Annotated in this window: 15 protein-coding genes; 9 read left to right on the top strand and 6 right to left on the bottom strand. The window is 53.0% G+C overall.

Translation table 11 applies throughout. From position 1 onward, the window contains the following. The first annotated feature begins 46 nt into the window (after positions 1-46). The 4 genes from ACUIAG_RS06580 to ACUIAG_RS06565 all read left to right on the top strand — a co-directional run bounded on the left by ACUIAG_RS06580 (position 47) and on the right by ACUIAG_RS06565 (position 5,308). The gene (locus tag ACUIAG_RS06580) at positions 47-1,333 is read left to right on the top strand and encodes an ABC transporter substrate-binding protein (RefSeq protein ID WP_445339422.1); all 1,287 of its coding nucleotides are present in this window, start codon (positions 47-49) and stop codon (positions 1,331-1,333) included. A 224-nt stretch (positions 1,334-1,557) separates the two neighbouring features. Continuing rightward, on the top strand, positions 1,558-2,295 hold the full coding sequence (locus ACUIAG_RS06575; protein ID WP_445339421.1) for a carbohydrate ABC transporter permease: 738 nt from the start codon (positions 1,558-1,560) through the stop codon (positions 2,293-2,295). After that, positions 2,292-3,131, top strand: a complete 840-nt coding sequence (locus ACUIAG_RS06570) for a carbohydrate ABC transporter permease (RefSeq protein WP_445339420.1) — start codon at positions 2,292-2,294, stop codon at positions 3,129-3,131. The genes ACUIAG_RS06575 and ACUIAG_RS06570 overlap by 4 nt, the downstream gene beginning before the upstream one ends. A 29-nt stretch (positions 3,132-3,160) precedes the next feature. Next, entirely contained in the window at positions 3,161-5,308 is a 2,148-nt protein-coding gene (locus ACUIAG_RS06565) for a glycosyl hydrolase 2 galactose-binding domain-containing protein (protein WP_445339419.1), read from the top strand. Positions 5,309-5,533: 225 nt separating this feature from the next. Here the strand turns inward: ACUIAG_RS06565 and ACUIAG_RS06560 are convergent, their stop codons facing one another. Then, positions 5,534-7,192 carry an MFS transporter gene (locus tag ACUIAG_RS06560; protein WP_445339418.1) on the bottom strand — a complete coding sequence of 553 codons (1,659 nt, stop codon included), beginning with the start codon at positions 7,190-7,192 and terminating at the stop codon, positions 5,534-5,536. Between the two features lie 455 nt (positions 7,193-7,647). Here ACUIAG_RS06560 and ACUIAG_RS06555 point away from each other — a divergent pair, with 455 nt between their 5' ends. The 5 genes from ACUIAG_RS06555 to ACUIAG_RS06535 all read left to right on the top strand — a co-directional run bounded on the left by ACUIAG_RS06555 (position 7,648) and on the right by ACUIAG_RS06535 (position 11,301). Further along, positions 7,648-8,328 carry a hypothetical protein gene (locus ACUIAG_RS06555; RefSeq protein WP_045925009.1) on the top strand — a complete coding sequence of 227 codons (681 nt, stop codon included), beginning with the start codon at positions 7,648-7,650 and terminating at the stop codon, positions 8,326-8,328. Between the two features lie 6 nt (positions 8,329-8,334). After that, the gene (locus ACUIAG_RS06550; RefSeq protein WP_445339417.1) at positions 8,335-8,916 is read left to right on the top strand and encodes a zinc-ribbon domain-containing protein; all 582 of its coding nucleotides are present in this window, start codon (positions 8,335-8,337) and stop codon (positions 8,914-8,916) included. 44 nt (positions 8,917-8,960) lie between these two features. Next, positions 8,961-9,374 (top strand): hypothetical protein, encoded by a 414-nt coding sequence (locus tag ACUIAG_RS06545; RefSeq protein ID WP_024627044.1) that lies wholly within the window; start codon positions 8,961-8,963, stop codon positions 9,372-9,374. Between the two features lie 61 nt (positions 9,375-9,435). Then, complete coding sequence (locus ACUIAG_RS06540; protein ID WP_445339416.1) at positions 9,436-10,581, top strand: SPFH domain-containing protein; 1,146 nt, start codon at positions 9,436-9,438, stop codon at positions 10,579-10,581. A gap of 9 nt (positions 10,582-10,590) precedes the next feature. After that, entirely contained in the window at positions 10,591-11,301 is a 711-nt protein-coding gene (locus tag ACUIAG_RS06535; RefSeq protein ID WP_445339415.1) for a hypothetical protein, read from the top strand. A gap of 222 nt (positions 11,302-11,523) precedes the next feature. Here ACUIAG_RS06535 and ACUIAG_RS06530 read toward each other — a convergent pair whose 3' ends face one another. From ACUIAG_RS06530 to ACUIAG_RS06510, 5 genes are all read right to left on the bottom strand, one after another. Then, a complete protein-coding gene (locus ACUIAG_RS06530) occupies positions 11,524-12,417 on the bottom strand; it encodes a 3-hydroxyacyl-CoA dehydrogenase (protein WP_445339414.1) in 894 nt (297 codons plus the stop codon). A 101-nt stretch (positions 12,418-12,518) separates the two neighbouring features. Next, positions 12,519-13,412 (bottom strand): 3-hydroxyacyl-CoA dehydrogenase, encoded by an 894-nt coding sequence (locus ACUIAG_RS06525; RefSeq protein ID WP_445339413.1) that lies wholly within the window; start codon positions 13,410-13,412, stop codon positions 12,519-12,521. A gap of 258 nt (positions 13,413-13,670) precedes the next feature. Further along, positions 13,671-14,057, bottom strand: a complete 387-nt coding sequence (locus ACUIAG_RS06520; protein ID WP_396166022.1) for a VOC family protein — start codon at positions 14,055-14,057, stop codon at positions 13,671-13,673. 75 nt (positions 14,058-14,132) lie between these two features. Beyond that, positions 14,133-15,137: a zinc-dependent alcohol dehydrogenase family protein gene (locus tag ACUIAG_RS06515; RefSeq protein WP_445339412.1), complete on the bottom strand. Its 1,005-nt coding sequence runs from the start codon at positions 15,135-15,137 to the stop codon at positions 14,133-14,135. Next, a complete protein-coding gene (locus tag ACUIAG_RS06510) occupies positions 15,134-16,231 on the bottom strand; it encodes an NAD(P)-dependent alcohol dehydrogenase (RefSeq protein WP_445339411.1) in 1,098 nt (365 codons plus the stop codon). The genes ACUIAG_RS06515 and ACUIAG_RS06510 overlap by 4 nt, the downstream gene beginning before the upstream one ends. Positions 16,232-16,346 lie beyond the last annotated feature (115 nt).

Below are 16,346 nucleotides of genomic sequence, written 5' to 3'. Positions count from 1 at the left end.
TAGTCACTATGAGGTGGCGTTGGTTACGTCCAACGAAGGAGAGACCATGAAACTATCATTCGCCAAGAGGGCATGCACCTGTGCGGTGGCTGCCCTATCCTTATTTGGTTTCGGGGGGTGCGGTTCTTCGCAGCAGTCGGGCACTATCACTTGGCTCAGTGCGAGGCCTGCCAGTGAAGGAAGCATAAAAGCAATCAAGCAGATCGCTAACGAGTACGCGAAGTCGCATCAGGGTTTCAAGCTGGAGTTCCAGAATATCTCTGATCGACCTTCATATAACCAAAAGTTGAAAGTGCTGGCATCCAGTAACCGTTTGCCTGAGTTATGGGATGCGGATCCTGACCCGTACTTCGCCAAGCTTGTCAAGGACGGCCGTGCTGAAGATATTGGAAAACTCTACAAGGACATTGGCGTAACCAACCGCTTTTATCACATATCCACCAAGTACCCGACAATGGCTGATGGCAGTCTGCACCTAATGACTTTCAATGCTAATGCGGAGTACTTTTGGTACAACAAAGACGCCTTCCGCAAAGCAGGCATTGCAGAGGAGCCTAAGACCTTCGACGAGTTGCTGACAGACCTTCAGAAGCTCAAGGACACGGGCGTTATACCGATCGCTCTTGATGGCAAGGACCAGTGGCCTTTTTATAGGTTCCTGGGGATGATTCCATACAGGGAAACCGGCAATGAGTTCCTTGCCAAGCTCAAGGTTGGAAAGGAATCTATGGCCAGTCCGACTGGTCAAGCCGGAATCGCTTTCCTCCAAAAGATGTCAGCTTATTTCCAGCCTGGCTTCACGAATTCGGATGCCACCGCCACTTTGAATCTGTTCAAGAGCAAGCGTGCTGCGATAACGTATGACGGTACTTGGAACCTCCCGTCCTACGTTGACGATTCTGGCAATCTGAAATCGGACATCGGTTATTTCCGCCTTCCCATGCTTGGTAAAGGAGACAAAACTGCGCCCACGGACTTCTTTGCCAATTCGGGTATCGGCACTGCCGTCAGCAAGGGCAAGCTAACTCCTCAGCTGAAGGATTTTCTCAAATATCTATTCGGCAAATACGGTGATGTGGCTTTGAACGATTATCGGGTCATTCCTTCAGTCAAGCCCAAAGGCAGCGTTAAGACCCCCCGCATATATCAGGATGTCCTGTCCGACATAGCCAAGGTCAACGATTATGCACAAGTCTGGGATGTACAACTTGATGCGAATACTGTCAGTGTGCTTGGGCGACAGTGCCAAAGCCTGCTGGTGGACAATACCTCTACCCATGAGTTTGCGGCCAATGTCGACAAAGCCATCGCTCAATACAACAAGGCCGAGTGAAGGCAGATATGGAAAAATCTAATCCAGCGGATTCCATTCCGCCACAGATGGTGCGTCGGAGGTGGTCCTGGCCAGGTCATTCGTCCAGGGGCAACAGGGCCATCAGTTCGGGAGCCGCGTGGCCCTATTACCTGCCTGCGGTCATCATCTTTACGCTCATAGTGGTTGTCCCTATCATTTGGTCATTCGGTGCGAGTCTGTTTGACTGGAATGGAATAGGAGCCATGCGATTTTCTGGCCTAGCGAATTTCAAACTGATGCTGACCGATAAGGTATTCCGCGCGGCTTTCCTCAACACCATTTTCTTCACCCTTCTGGGTACCTGCGTTCAGATGCTCATGGGTTTGGTGATGGCCCTGTTGGTCTTGTGCATCGACCGATTTAGGACCATCATCAGAACGGTTTATTTCATTCCGTGCGTCATTTCCTCGGTCGCTATCAGCCAGATCTTCGCCCAGATGCTGGCTGTCAATCCGCCGGGGGTTGTGCCGGCAGTAGGCAGTCTGTTCGGGCTAGCTCCTCACGCTTTGCTCTCTGATCCTCATTGGGCCTTGGTGCTGGTGACGCTCATCGATGCCTATAAGTTCGCCGGCATATACATGGTCATCTATTATGCGGCTCTGCAGTCAGTTGATGCCGAAGTGCTGGAAGCGGCATTGATCGACGGCTGCAATTGGTGGCAACAGCTCATCTATATAAGGGTGCCTCTGATCAGGGCTGTCTTGGAGGTGACGTTGGTGATGCTGGTTTCTGGATGCTTGAAGGGGTTCGATGTCTCCTACGTGCTTACTGGAGGCGGCCCTGGTTCGTCCAGCGAGCTGGTGTCCACGTATCTATACAAGACGATCTTTATATCAGGGAACTTTGGCTACGGCAGCGCCATCAGCATCTTCCTGGCAGTGGAGTGCCTGGTAACGCTGCTTATCCTGCGTCACCTGTTCGGGAGAGGGGATAAGGAATGACCACGAAGCCAAGTAGGAAAACCAGAGGATTGGTCTATGCGATCATCGCAGTTTTCGTTCTGGTGCAGATATACCCGATTCTTTGGGTCACACTCTCTTCATTGAAAAGCCCCGATGAGCTTGCCGACACCTTGGCTTATCAACTGCCTAAGGGTCTGTATTTGGGTAATTATGTGAGAGCCTTTGCCACATCAGGTCTGCTGCGATATTTGATCAACAGCACGATCGTTGCCGTGCTGACCATTCTGGTCACCGTCATGGTCGGAGCGCCTGCGGCGTTTGCCATTGAAAAGCTGCGGTTCCGGGGGTCGGATAAGGTGCTTTCCTATTTGCTGGTAGGACTTCTGGTGCCTTCATTCGCAGCTTTGCTTCCGCTGTTCGAAGTATTTAACAAAATCGGCATTACGGACACCTATCTGGCCCTCATCATTCCGCAATTGGCTTTCAACCTGCCGATGTGCGTTTACTTGTATGCTGGATTCATGAAGGAGATACCGGATTCGTTGCTGGAGGCCGCTCGTATCGATGGAGCCGGAACCTGGCAGATCTTTTCGAAGATCGTCATGCCTCTTTCCCGCAACACCACTGTGACTGTGGCGACCTACAACTTTGTCTTCATCTGGAATGAATTCGTGTTCGCCAACACTTTTATGGTTCGCAGCGATATGAAGACCCTCCCAATAGGTCTGAACGACTTTGTCGGCATGTATGGGCAGACCGACTTGGGAGCTACGTATTCGGCCATAGTCGTGTCCATGATCCCGACCCTCATACTCTACTTCTTCCTGAACAGACAGGTTATTTCCGGCATGGTGGCCGGGGCAGTCCGCGGGTAGAGGCGCCAGCAACAGAATTAAGGAAAATAATGAATAAGCAATTGGATATCAGTAGCGATTGGAGTGTCCTGCAAGATGTCAATGATGTTGGTGAAAGACTGAAGCTATATGAGGATCGCGACTGTACACAGGTCGGACCGCAGATATCAGAGTGGGAGCCGTTGCCGGCTCTGGAGCATCTCCAGTGTCTGTTAGATGAGCAGCCTTATTGGGGACGCCGGCTGCGGTATTTCAATCAGGCGCCTTGGTGGTATCGTCGGCTCATTGATCTTGATAATTCTGAGACGGACTGCAAGATTCTCCTGCGGTTCAGCAATGTCGATTACTTTTGCAAGGTGTGGATGAACGGGCAGCTCCTTGGCTCCCATGAAGGCTACAGTGAGTCGTTCGTCTTTGATGTCAGCAATGTCGTACACTCCGGCACGAATATCCTGATGGTCAAGGTTTGGTCACCTTGGGATAGGCAGATAAGGAATGATGACGTTGAGAACCGTACCTATATGGTTGAAAGGAGACTGGTCAAAGGAACCTACGAGCATGATGACGGCCTTATAGCCCGTGACGTGAATCCCGTGGGCATTTACGGCAAGGTTACCCTATCGATTCATGAGTCTGCTTGTCTGGCTGAAGATCCGCGCCTGAGCGTGTGGATGGATGATCAGGGTCGTGGAAGAATAATCGTTAGAGGGAAAGCACTCGGTTGCGGTAATGATCATCCATCTCTGCTGAGAACCTTGGTGCGGGATCCAGTTGATGGCCGTGTGCTGCTTGACGCGGATAAGCAGGTCCAGGGACCTTTCGAGTTCAAAGCTGCCGTTGATGGCGTGACGCCTTGGTTCACTTGGGATCTGGGAGAGCCGAAGCTCTATGACATGACATTGAGCTTGGACGGCGAACAGGTGGATAGCCGGAAGATCGGATTCCGGAATGTCAAACTTGATCGTGATGAATCGACAACCCGGTTCGTGCTTAATGGAAAGCCGCTGTATGTGCGTGGGACATCCTATTTCCCTGATGTCTATATATCTCGAATGCATAGAATGCGGTACCTGCGTGATTTGCAGGCTATCAAAATGGCTGGATTCAACTTGATCCGGGTGCATGTGCATGTCGAGAAGCCGGAATTGTACGATTTATGCGACCGCATGGGCATTGCCGTGATCCAGGATTCAGAATACAACTGGAACCAGCCCAGGACTTCTGAGTGGGCGGAAACGTTTGTACGGTTGTTTGTCAGTACTGTCAAAACCCTCGATAGACATGCCAGTGTTTTCAGCTGGATATGCCTTAATGAACCAGGCGTAGTGGATGTGCCGAAGGGCACACAGGGCACGGCTATGCAAGTGAGTCCAGGCCCTGCCATCTATCGGGAGGTCACTCGAACAGACCCGACTCGTCCCGTTATCAAAGGCTCGTATTGCGCTGATGATTTGACCAGCGGAGACAGCCACAACTATACGGGATCGTTGGATACTCCTCCCACGTCGTATACGTTGATTGACGGCACGAAAGAGAAGTTCAATACAGAATTTGGTTTCGACGCCCCCGGCTACTTTGGAAATTTGAGGAATCTCGGGACGTTGACAGAGCGTATAGCGGCCTTGGAGCCTTTGACCGGAACATTGCAACGTTATCAGACTGAGCTGCTCAAGTATTACATCGAGCACTATCGGTGTCAAAGAGCTGCACCCAATTGGGGATATGTACAGTTCATGTTCATAGACCTGTGCCCGCAAAGCTTCTATGGGCTGTTGGATTGGTGGGGGCAGCCGAAACCTGCATACGAGGTGGTTGCCAGGATCAATCAACCCATAGGTGTTTTCCTGAATAGGTGTAGCAAAAAGATCTCTGGATTGGTTGTTGCCAATGACTCCCCCAAGGATCTAGGTCAGGTTTCCGTTACCTGGCGATTCGTGAATTCGCAAGGGTACGAGGTGCTGAAAGGAAATGCATCTATTTCACTTGCGCCTTTTTCAAGCGTTCAGATACAGGAGGTCTCACTCGCTTCACAGCAAAATGACGGCGACGATTTATCGGCTTACCTGACCCTGTGTGACGGAGAAAAAAGAGTTCTGGCATCAAACAGCTATGACAGTGTCTTCAGCCATCCTGAGCATCCGTCGGGCCATCCTGTAAGGCTCAGCCATGAGTTTGGAGTCCGCCTATATTCTGCCTGAACGGCAGTAAGAAAGTGGTGATGGAATCGAGAATCGGCCGGTGGCTTGAAATGATTTTCTTTTCAAGCCACCGGCCAAATACTTTGCGTGTTGTATTTTCGACACATCGACAGTGAAGCAGCTAAACTGTCGCCTTATTCTCCAAGGAGAAAGAGATCTCCCGTATGCTGCTTAGACATAGTCGCCTAAGCAGAGCCTGGATGTTTACGCGCTTGACGGTGGTAGCTACTTCTTGTTTTTGGCTCCGGAGCGGGGAATGCCCAGAAGTTTGCGAGTCTCGGCAACCAGCTTTTTCGGCGTCTTGCGCACTCCGCTCTCTTCGGCATCCTTGATGATGGTCTTCACATCCAGGTCGGGGTTGTGGTCTTGTGTGGCCACCAGGTCGCGTGCTTCCTGCCGGTTGAGCACGGTGGGCAGGGTGCCAGGCATGGGGCGCCGCGCGGTCTCCGCCAGGAAGAGCACGGTGATCAGACCGCAGGTCGAAGTGAACATGATCCAGTAGGCGGGTGCCAGGGACTTGCCAGTCGCGGTCACCAGTCCTTCCATGATGACAGGTGCGGTTCCGCCAAAGACGGCTACGGCCAGGTTGTAAGACAGTCCCATGCCGCCGTAACGGGAGGCAGTGGGGAAGAGGGCCGGCAGGGTGGAGGCCAGGTTGGCCACGAAGAAGATGACCGGGATGGCCAGCAGGACCAATCCGCCGAAGACGGCACCTGTGGTCTCATGCTCCAACAGTCGGAAGGCCGGCAGGGCCAGGCACAGTCCGGTGAAGGCCCCCATGAACAGCACCTTCTTGCGGCCGAAGCGGTCGGAAAGGGCTCCGGTAATGGGGATGCAGCAGGCCACCATGAGCAGGACCGGCAGGGAGAGCAGGTTGGCCTGGGCCGTGTTGTAGTGCAGGGTGCCCGACAGGTAGGTGGGCATGTAGGCGGTCAGCGTGTAGCTCAGGGTGTTGGCCGCGGCCACCAGGATGAAGGCCATGAGCAGCTCCCGCCAATAGCCCCGGATCAGGTCCAACAGGCTCTTGTGTTGGCTCTTGGTCTTCTCGTCGCTAGCATCCTGGGCCTGACGGAAGGCAGGTGTGTCCTGGACCTTGGCCCGGAAGTAGACCGCGATGGCAGCCAGCGGCAGGGCGATGATGAAGGGGATGCGCCAGCCCCAGGCCAGCATGGCCTGCGGGGAGATGGAGAACTCCAGCAAGGACACCAAGGCTGCTCCGAAGGCGTAGCCGAAGTAGGATCCCACGTCCAACAGGGATGCGAAGAAGCCGCGATGCCGGTCCGGCGAGTACTCGGTGACCATGGTCGAGGCGCCTGCGTACTCGCCGCCCGTGGAGAAGCCCTGAATCAGCTTGAGCAGGATGAGCAGGATGGGCGCCAGGGGACCGACGGCCGCATAGCTGGGTAGAAGGCCGATCAGCAGGGTGGCTGCGGACATGCTCAGCAGGGTGAAGGCCAGAATGCGCTGTCGGCCGACCTTGTCGCCCAGCTGGCCCAGAACCACGCCGCCCAAAGGCCGTGCGATGAAGGTGACAGCGAAAACACCCAGGGAGAAGAGCCGCTGCACGGCATCGGACGCGTTGGACAGGAAGACGCGGCCGATGGTGACTGCCAGGTAGCCGTAGACCCCCACGTCGTACCATTCCATGAAGTTGCCGACCACGGTGCCGGCGATGGCCCGCTTGAGGGTGGACCTGTCCACCACGTTGATGTCGGTCAGATGCAGGCGCTCGCTCCAGCCCCGATGGGGTCTGGGATTCTGTTTGCGGGCCTTGCGCTTGGCTGTGGCCTGCTGCTTCTTGATCTGCTTGGCTGTCTGCCTGCCGCGTCGTTCCTGCTCATGTTGGCCGCTATCTGCAGCCACGATTTTATCGTCCTCTGCCATTGTTCCTTCTCCGGCCCCTAGGCCGTTGTTCGTCTTTTCCGCCTTTGTGATTTCCCTGTCTGCCTCTTCCTTTAGCGGTTTTCACAAAAATGCCATAAATATACAGCTTACCACGCAGTTTTCTTCACGGTGGAAGGATGCAACTGCGCTACCGAACCCGGTAGTTAGTATTGCTGATCAACTAAATGGGGACAGATATGAAGACGAGGCCATCGTATCTTGTTTCTGGTGGTCGCAATTCAGAACTTTTTTGGCTGTTGTCGTGTACGTAGTGGTATATTCAGCTTGTCAAGAACATCGCAGGGGAACGAAAGGGGTAATGATGTCTGCGTCTGCTTTCGCTAAAGGTTGGTTTAATGCCCTGCCCCGTATCGCGGGGGGGGGTAGGCCATAAGCTAATCCATAATTCATGCATTCTCCTCCCTGATGTTTACCCAAATCAAGGAGACTGAAGAATGGGTTACAAAGAAAATATTGCCGCTCTCGCTTTTGACCACAGTGATGATGTCAATGTTGCTTACGGCAATGCCAAAAATCAGCTCAATATGATTCGTACGGCTAATCTGGAAGGGCCGGACAGAATTTTACCTGATGACTTTTCGCAGCAACTGACTAAGCTCAATACCTCCTTCAACCAGCAACTTCCCGATAAGCGTTCTGCAATTGAAGCAGAAGAGAAGAAACTGAAAACACAACATCTTATCTTCCTGCTTGTCAAGATTGCATTGATTGTGCTGGGCCTTTTGTTCCTTGTGAATGACAAACTTCGTGTTCTTGGTCTCATAATGGTCATCGCCGGCATAATTTGCCACTTCGTTTTCAAATCAATTGATGCAAACAAATCTGCCGATCTCCTTGCTGAGTGGAATGGATTCTTCGACGGTTTTGTCGACTCCATTGGGCACGGTGAAACACTGCATTCGCCTTCTACCGGTCTTTTCAAGAAGATTGATGATCTGTTTCTCAAGAGCCTTGATGATAACGCCCGTGGCTTTGAACAGCAGCAGCGACAGATGCAGAAGAACATGGAGGCTCAGGCTGAACAGTCTCGGCGTGCTTTGGCCGCACAGGCCGAGCAGACGCAGGCTATTCAGAAAGGCATGGCTGACATGAGCAGATCGATGCGGCGTCGTTGATGCATCATGCCTTCTGTTGATTCGGATATCGTGTGCCCCGGCTGCGGGGCACCACTTTCGGCTTCGAGTAAGCAATGTCCTTATTGCGGAAGACCTGTTGTTCTAACCTCCTTGAACTTTAAACAGGTTCGTCGAGTCACTTACAAGGACTCGGCACGATTCCTCGATAAGTACCAGGAGGTGCTGAAGGATTCGCCCAACGATCCGAAGGTGCTGGCTTCATTGGGGTACGTCCTTTTTGATAGGGGCCAGTACCAAGAAGCTGCTGAGAACTTGGAAAAGGCTGTAGAAAATGGTTCTAACGATTCCGATGTTCTTTTCCATATTGCATTAAGCAGGTTCAAGTCTCAAAAACCGTTCAAGATAAAGCTCAAAGAGGCGGAGTCAATAATGGCGACTCTGGATTCTGCGATTGAGATGAATCCACATCCCCAGTATCTGTGTGCAAAAGCAATATTGATCAAACGACTTTTTGAGCAGCGCTACATCAGGTATTCACAATCATCCAAGGAGGTGATGGAAGCGGCCAAGCAAGGAGGACTGACTGATTCCGACAGCCAAGAGATGAATGAACTGTTGATGAAGTGACGATCGATGCTGAAGTTTGTGATTCGGGAAAGGTGTGAATAGGAGTGAGTTTCGAAGACTACAGCGTTGCCATAGATAGGCGTAAGGATACGGCTATGGAGATCTGCGGCATTTTCGACGAGGATGAAGTGGGCAGGGTGGAACCTGTTTCCTACATCCAGCAAATGAACGGTCATATGATGATCACGGTCTGGATGTTCGGAAATAAAAAAATATACTCCGCCATGTTCGAACTTCAGCCTGATAGGGCTGGAGACGCAACGCCTCCTGGTCGCACTTTCTTTGACGTGTATCGGTTCAAGAACATAGTCGATATTCGAGTGGATGACTTTGGGTGCGTCATCAGCATGCGAACCGGGAAAAAGCTGGAACTGAAGTCAAACAGTTATGAAGGCTCAGAGTCCTTCTTGAATTCTGCCCATGGTCTTGTGAGTCTATGGGACGAGTATGACGACTGATTGCTGCTTGACCAGGTAATGGATACGGGTCGAACAGTGCATAAGAAAAAGGGGTGTACAGATGGCTGTATTCAAGCGCAACTCCAATGAAGCCGCTTTTGCAGGCGGTGAGAAGCACTTTGTCGACGTCATCAAGAACCGTTCAGATAACGACACACTCATATTCAAAAACCCCGAAGAAGACTTCAACAACGGGACCACCTTGGTGGTAGGTCCTGGAGAAAAGGCCATCTTCGTCTATCAGGGTACGATCGAGCAAATTTTCGATCCAGGTAGTTATACCCTGACTAGTGCCAATTATCCTTTTATATCCCGTTTGAGGAACAGTCTGTCCGGCGGAGTCTCTTCGTTCCACTCGCTGGTCTATTTTGTTCGTACAGCGACCAGCAGGGAAATCAAGTGGGGCACACAGACACCTATCAAGGTCTACGACAAGGCTCTTGGCGATCAGTTCCAAGGAATCGGCGTTGAAACTGAGGTGAGGGCAAGAGGCGCTTATCGCATCAAAGTTGACGACTGTGGCATTTTTCTTACTCAATTGATCGGCAATAACTATGATCTGACCGATCAGGAGTCGATTACCGACTACTTCCGCAACCAGTTCCTTGGCCACATCGTTTCTATCTTGACCACTGAGCTGACCAAATGGGAGGGGCCCCTAATCTCGGTGCCTGCCAATGCTGTAACCTATGCCAAGACAATAGAGGATGAAATCGCGCCTATTGCTGCTGAATACGGCATGAAAGTACTGAACTTCAGCATTTCCGCAATTGACATTGTCGACAATGAAGCCAGACAGGAAGCCCAGGAGCTGGTATCCAAGAATCGCGAGCAGTTCTATGGGCGTATGGCCCAGGGGCAAGGCGAAGCGGCATATGCGCAGGGCCAGCAGTCTGCGTATGAGACTTATGGCACCAACTATCAGCAGGCTCAGGTTTTGAATGCCATGAATGGTGCCGCGTCCAATCCTGGCTCTGACGGTGGAGCTCTCCTAGGGGCGGGTATGGGATTGACCATGGGAGCCGGCATGGGTCAGGTCATTCCCAACATGGTCAATCAGGCGATGGGACAGGCACAAGCAGCTCCTCAACCGGCCTCCGTCGACCCTGTAGAGCGGTTGAGCAGACTGAAGGAAATGCTGTCGAAAGAGCTTATTTCCCAAGAGGAGTATGAGGCTAAAAAGGCCGACATACTCAAGGAAATGTAGGTGACTTGAATGAAGTATCTAGTTTCGATTTTTGCAACGGTCCTGACGCTCATAGGTTGTGCGGCTTTCATGGCCGAAATTGGTACCTATGGCTTTGCCCCTCCCGCTCAGTGGATAGTGATGCTCTTCCTATTGTTGTTCACTGTTTTGTGCTGGGTGGCTCAGTCGCGTAGCGATGACGATGCTGCATCAAGGAATGAAAATCTTTATTACCGTCTGATAGCTGAGAATGTGGTATTTCCGGCTGTTGGTTATCTGATTCAGGGTATTATTGCGATTTTCTACTTTTCAGCTTGGAATGCCCCCTGGTGGTCCGGGAATCTCACCTTGAGGCACATATTGCCTAGTGGATTTTTCATCCCCCTCCTGGTCGAAGTTTTGCTCACCATCGTGGTCATTTCCTTGTGGGTCGGCAACATTACAGCCAACGTGCATACGGTTCGCCAGCAGGTCGTGAGGGACGAAAAGGTCGCCAATCGTGCACAGCTGAAATCTCAGGTGCTCTTCCTTGATTCGTGTTTGGATCCGAATGACAAGGAGGTGACTGATATCAGCAGTCAAATTCAGCGTAAGGTCGAATCCCTGCCTCTGGTGCCCGACGCGGCGACTGGCCTCTTCTATTCCCGGGCCATCAATGAAATTCAAGAAGCTACAGCTAAGGGCAGTGTAGATCTTCCTACTCTTCAACATATTCGGGATACGCTCAACAGAGTGCGCTGATAACTCTCGTCACACGAAGCGTCTCATACAATTTTGTGAGGCCCCGAGATGCCTGTTAGCGGAATCGGGTCCGTATTATGCAGTGTGCATAATTGTGCATAGCGGGAACTGTTGTCATGGCTTAAAAAGCGAAGAGAACCCGGCCGTCTTACAGGTCCACCCATTATGGCGTGTCCCTGAAGACGGTCGGGTTCTTTGTTCTTAGGAAGAGCCTAGCTCCTGTCAGGCCTTCAGGAAGTTTGGATCAGCAAAGGCGGGGTTGGGATAGGTGTAGAAGCCTTGTCCGGAGTCCTTGCCGGTCTTGCCCTCGTCCATCATCTTCTGGATCTTATCCATGAAGGGCTTGAAGTCAGGGTTGTCGCCCTGCTGCTCCTTGGTGATGTTGAAGGCCGTCCGCAGCCCCACAACGTCAAAGATGGCAAAGGGCCCCATGGGGGCGCCCGTGCCGATCATCCAGGTCTTGTCCACGGTCTCCGGGTCTGCAATGTCGTGGCCCCAGAGGTGGGCGGCGGCGTTGAGCAGGGGGATGAGAAGGGTGTTCAGGACGTATCCGGGCTGCTCTTTCTTCAGGACGATGGGGACCATGCCGATTTCCTTGGCATAGTCCACGATCTCGTTGAAGACCTTGGGGTCGGTCTGCTCGGAGCCCATGATCTCTGCGGTGTTGTTCAGCCAGACCTGGTTGGCAAAGTGCATGTTCAGGAACTTGTCCGGCCTGCCCGTGTCGGGTGCGAAGGTGCTGGGCACGTAGGTGGAGGAGTTGCTGGTGAAGATGGTGTCCTTGGGCGCCAGTTTGGCCAGGCTCTGGTAGAAGTTGTGCTTGATGGAAGGCTTCTCGGGGACAGCCTCGATGACCAAGTCAGCGTTCTTGACAGCCTCGGCCATGTCGGCGGTAAAGGACATGTTGTTCAGTCCGGCATCGAACTGCTCATCAGTGGCGTTGATGTCGCGCTTGTAGGAATCGCGCAGGTTCTTGACACGCTCCTCTGCGGCTGCCACAGCCTGATCGTTGATGTCGTAGATCGTCACTTTCTTGCCCTTGAAGGCTGATTGATAGGCGATCTGGCTGCCAAGCACCCCACCGCCGGCAACCGTGACATTATGAATGTTCGTCATAGAAACCTCTTTCATTTGTGGTATCCATCCTTGGATACGTTCTTCCATAGTAGAGCCAGGTCTTGGACGGGACCTGGCTCACAGATTCGGCAGACAGGCGATCAGGCCTTGAGGAAGTCCTCATCCTTGTAACGCGGGTTCGGATAGTCATAGAATCCGTGGCCTGCGTCACTGCCGGTCTTCCCCTCGTCGAGCATCTTCCTGACCTTCTCCAGGAAGGGCCTGAAGTCGGGGTCGTCGCCTTTCTGTTCTTCGATGATGTTGTAAATGGTCCGCAGGCCGACCGCGTCATAGGCGCCGAAGGGGCCAACGGGCGAGCCAGTGCCGATCATCCAGGTCTTATCGATGGTTTCAGGGTCTGCTATGTCGTTGCCCCAGAGATAGCCGGCATCCTCCAGGAAGGGGACCAGCAGGCTGTTGAGGATGTACCCGGGCTGCTCCTTGTGGAGCGGGATGGGGACCATGCCGATTTCCTTGGCGTAGTCCACGATCTCGTTGAAGATGTCGGGGTCGGTCTGGTCGGAGCCCATAATCTCGGCGGTGTTCATGCGCCACACGTGATTGGCGAAGTGAAGGCAGAGGAACTTAGCTGGACGACCGGTGTCTGCGGCATAGGTGCTGGGCACGTAGGTGGAGGAGTTGCTGGCGAAGATGGTCTTCTCAGGGGCTACCTTGGCCAGGCTCTGATAGAAGTTGTGCTTGATGGAGGGTTTCTCGGGGACGGCTTCGATGACCAGGTCGGCGTTCTTGACGGCTTCAGCCAGGTCTGCGCTGTAGCTCAGGTTGTTCAAGCCTGCATCGAACTGCTCGTCGGTGGCGTTGATGTCCCGCTTGTAGAGGTCACGACGGTTCTTGATCCGCTGCTCCGCCGCTGCAATGGCCTCATCATTGATGTCGTAGACTGTGACTTTCTTGCCCTTGAAGGCTGATTGGAAGGCGATCTGGCTGCCCAGCACTCCACCGCCGGCCACCGTGACATTCTCAATGTTCGTCATGAGAAACTTCTTTCATTATCAGGCGCCCCGCATTGGACGCAATGCTCATTTTAGTGGAGGAATACGGGTCGCATTGAAAGGGGTTTTGTGTCGAAAGTGGCTGGTTTCTAGGGAAATTCAGGTGAATTCAGTTCCTTGCAAGCTGCAGATAAATGTGTCTCATTACTCACATGGGATTGCCCGTATGGAGCTCTACGCTCGCTGTATACAGGATTCGCACGTCAGGCTATGTCTTCTTGCAGCCTGATCGAATGGCGTTCAGAGAATCTGGCAGAACTCGATGGTCTCCCGGTTGGGGCCGATGACGTTGAAGTAGCGGATTCCGTGCTGCCAGAAGGTGGGAATGGACTGGATGGAGTCCTCTCTGATGGTCAATCCCATCTCCAGGGCATGCTTGTAGGCGGCATCGATGTCTGGCGTATCCAGCGCCCAATGGTTGATGGCTCCGGTGCGCATGGGCGCAGGCTCGCCCTCCCAGGTTTCGATGGTCAGATGGCCCAGTCGCAGAAAGGCGCAGCGGTTCTCTCCGTTGGGGTAGATGCCGACCAGCTCGAACCCGAGTTTGTTCGTGTAGAAGTCGATGGTCTCGTCCAGATCGCGGGCGATCATGCCCGAGTGCTGGAAGTCAGTGGTGAAAGCCGACATGTTTTGCATAGTGATGACTCCTCCTTGAGGGTTAAGGTACTTGATAGCATGTTAGGGCTGTTTCAGCAGTTCTTGTCAATTCGGGAATGTGACCAATGCCTTGGTCGTTTCACCAATCTTGCCTTCCATGAGTTCAGGAACTTGTTCCAGTTTCAGTTCGTGACTAATCAGGTCACTTATATTCAACCGCCCGGATTCTAGGAGACTGATGGCATCCATGCAGGAGAGGGGATTGATGAAGGATCCTTTGATGGTCAGTTCTTTCTGGTAAATATCATAGGTATTCATGGTGAAGTGGGCATCGGGGGCGCCCACCCCGAACATGAGGACCTGGGCACCACGTCTGCACGCTTGGATGGCCTGCGCCTGTGTGGCTGGAAGGCCAACGGCCTCCACGACCAGATCATAGGCCTCGACAGGCAGAGTCTCGCAGTCAGTCTTGTACGTGGCGTGGATGTTGCTCAAACGTCTGCCTAAGGCCAGTTTCTCAGCACTGATGCCGGCTAGATCCACCTGGACCAGACCATAGCATTGAAGAATCTGGGCGAAGAGCTGTCCCATGAAGCCGTCCCCGATGACCAGTGCCTTCTGATTGGGTCGCAATGCCATGAGATTTACGCCGTGGACCGCACAGGAGATTGGTTCCATCATGGATGCTTCTCGCAGCGCGACTCCATTGGGTACTTTGTAGACTACTTCAGCAGGGGCCGAGAAGTATTCCGCCATCCCCCCGTTCCGGGTTACACCGATAGCTGACAAGTGACTGCAAAGCCCGGGTTTCCCGCTTCGGCAGTAGTTGCACTGGTGGCAGTAGATGTTGGGATCCACGGCCACATTATCCCCAACCGCTAGACCGGTCACCTGGCTTCCGACGTATGCGATCCGGCCTGAATTCTCGTGGCCTAGTATGATGGGCGGATCAGCTTTAGCTGAACCAGGAAGACCCAGATACAGATCACGGTCGGTGCCGCAAATACCCGCATAAGCAGTGCGGATTAGGACTTCGCGGCTGCCAATGTGGGGCGTGGGCACATCCTCCAGGTCCAGTTCTTGTGGGTTTTTTAGAACAAGTGCCTTCATGACTCATCCCCAGGTTCCTGTGCTCCGGGTTGTGCGTTGTCGGCAGCTTCCTTGAAATCGGGTAGCTCTATCTGGATTTTGACATCCTCCTGGTGCCCCTGGGCTGCCCTGTCGAAGGCCTCCTGGGCCTGATCCATTCTGTAGGTTCGGGAGATGAAGGGCGTCAGGTTAATTTTTCCTGCTGAAACTAGATCAATGGACTTCTGATAAACATTGGCATACCTAAAGACGTTCTCTATACGGGTCTCCCTGGCCTGGACCTCGGTAATATCCATAGGGACGATTCCTTCGGCTGGGATGCCGACGATAACGGTAGTGTTGCCCGGCGCTCCCAGTTTCCAGAGCTCCTGATAGGCATTGAGGTTTCCAGATGCTTCGAAGACACGGTCTGCTCCCCATCCGTCTGTCTCATCCATGACTCGGTCCAGAAGGCTGTCTTGGTTGATGTCCACAGGAATGACTCCAGGGATTTGGGCAGCTAGGTTCAATTTAACGCGGGATGAGTCGGACACTAGGACGCGCGCGCATCCCCCGGCCATAGCCGAAGCCGCCGTCATCAGCCCAATGGTTCCTGCTCCACTCACTGCTCCGGTGTCGCCTGGTTTTATCCTGGCCTTGGTAGCAGACCACATTCCTACTGAAAGGGGCTCTAAGAGGGCTCCTTCTGCGTAGGACATATTCTCTGGCAACTTGTAGGTGAAGGCTGCGGGGTGAACAATTTTTTCGCAGAGGCAGCCATCAACGGGCGGAGTTGCAAAGAAACGGACAGAGGGGTCAATATTGTATAGTCCCAGCTTGGAGGCTTTGGAATTCATATCAGGGATTCCGGGTTCCATCGCCACCTTATCGCCGACCCTGAACCCTTTGACCCCGGGTCCGACTTCAAGAACAGTCCCTGAGGCCTCATGTCCGATGATCATCGGTTTTTGCACGACGTACTTGCCCACTCTACCGTGTAAGTAGTAGTGCAAGTCTGAGCCGCATATGCCAACGGTATGAGGAGCTATGAGCAATTCGCCAGATCCGGGTGCGGGTGGATCGGGGACATCCCGCACCTTGATGATGCCTTGTTTCTCTAAAACGACCGCTTTCATTTGCTGCTCCTTTAACCGGGCTAAAAAGGGGGTTGGATTTACATCGTCATTGACAACTTGCTTCCATACTATGCGTCACTGATGGGATGAATATATTGCCCTATAACCAATAGTG

Source organism: Bifidobacterium sp. ESL0825 (genome assembly GCF_052606465.1).
This window is presented reverse-complemented; position numbering and strand designations above follow the sequence as displayed.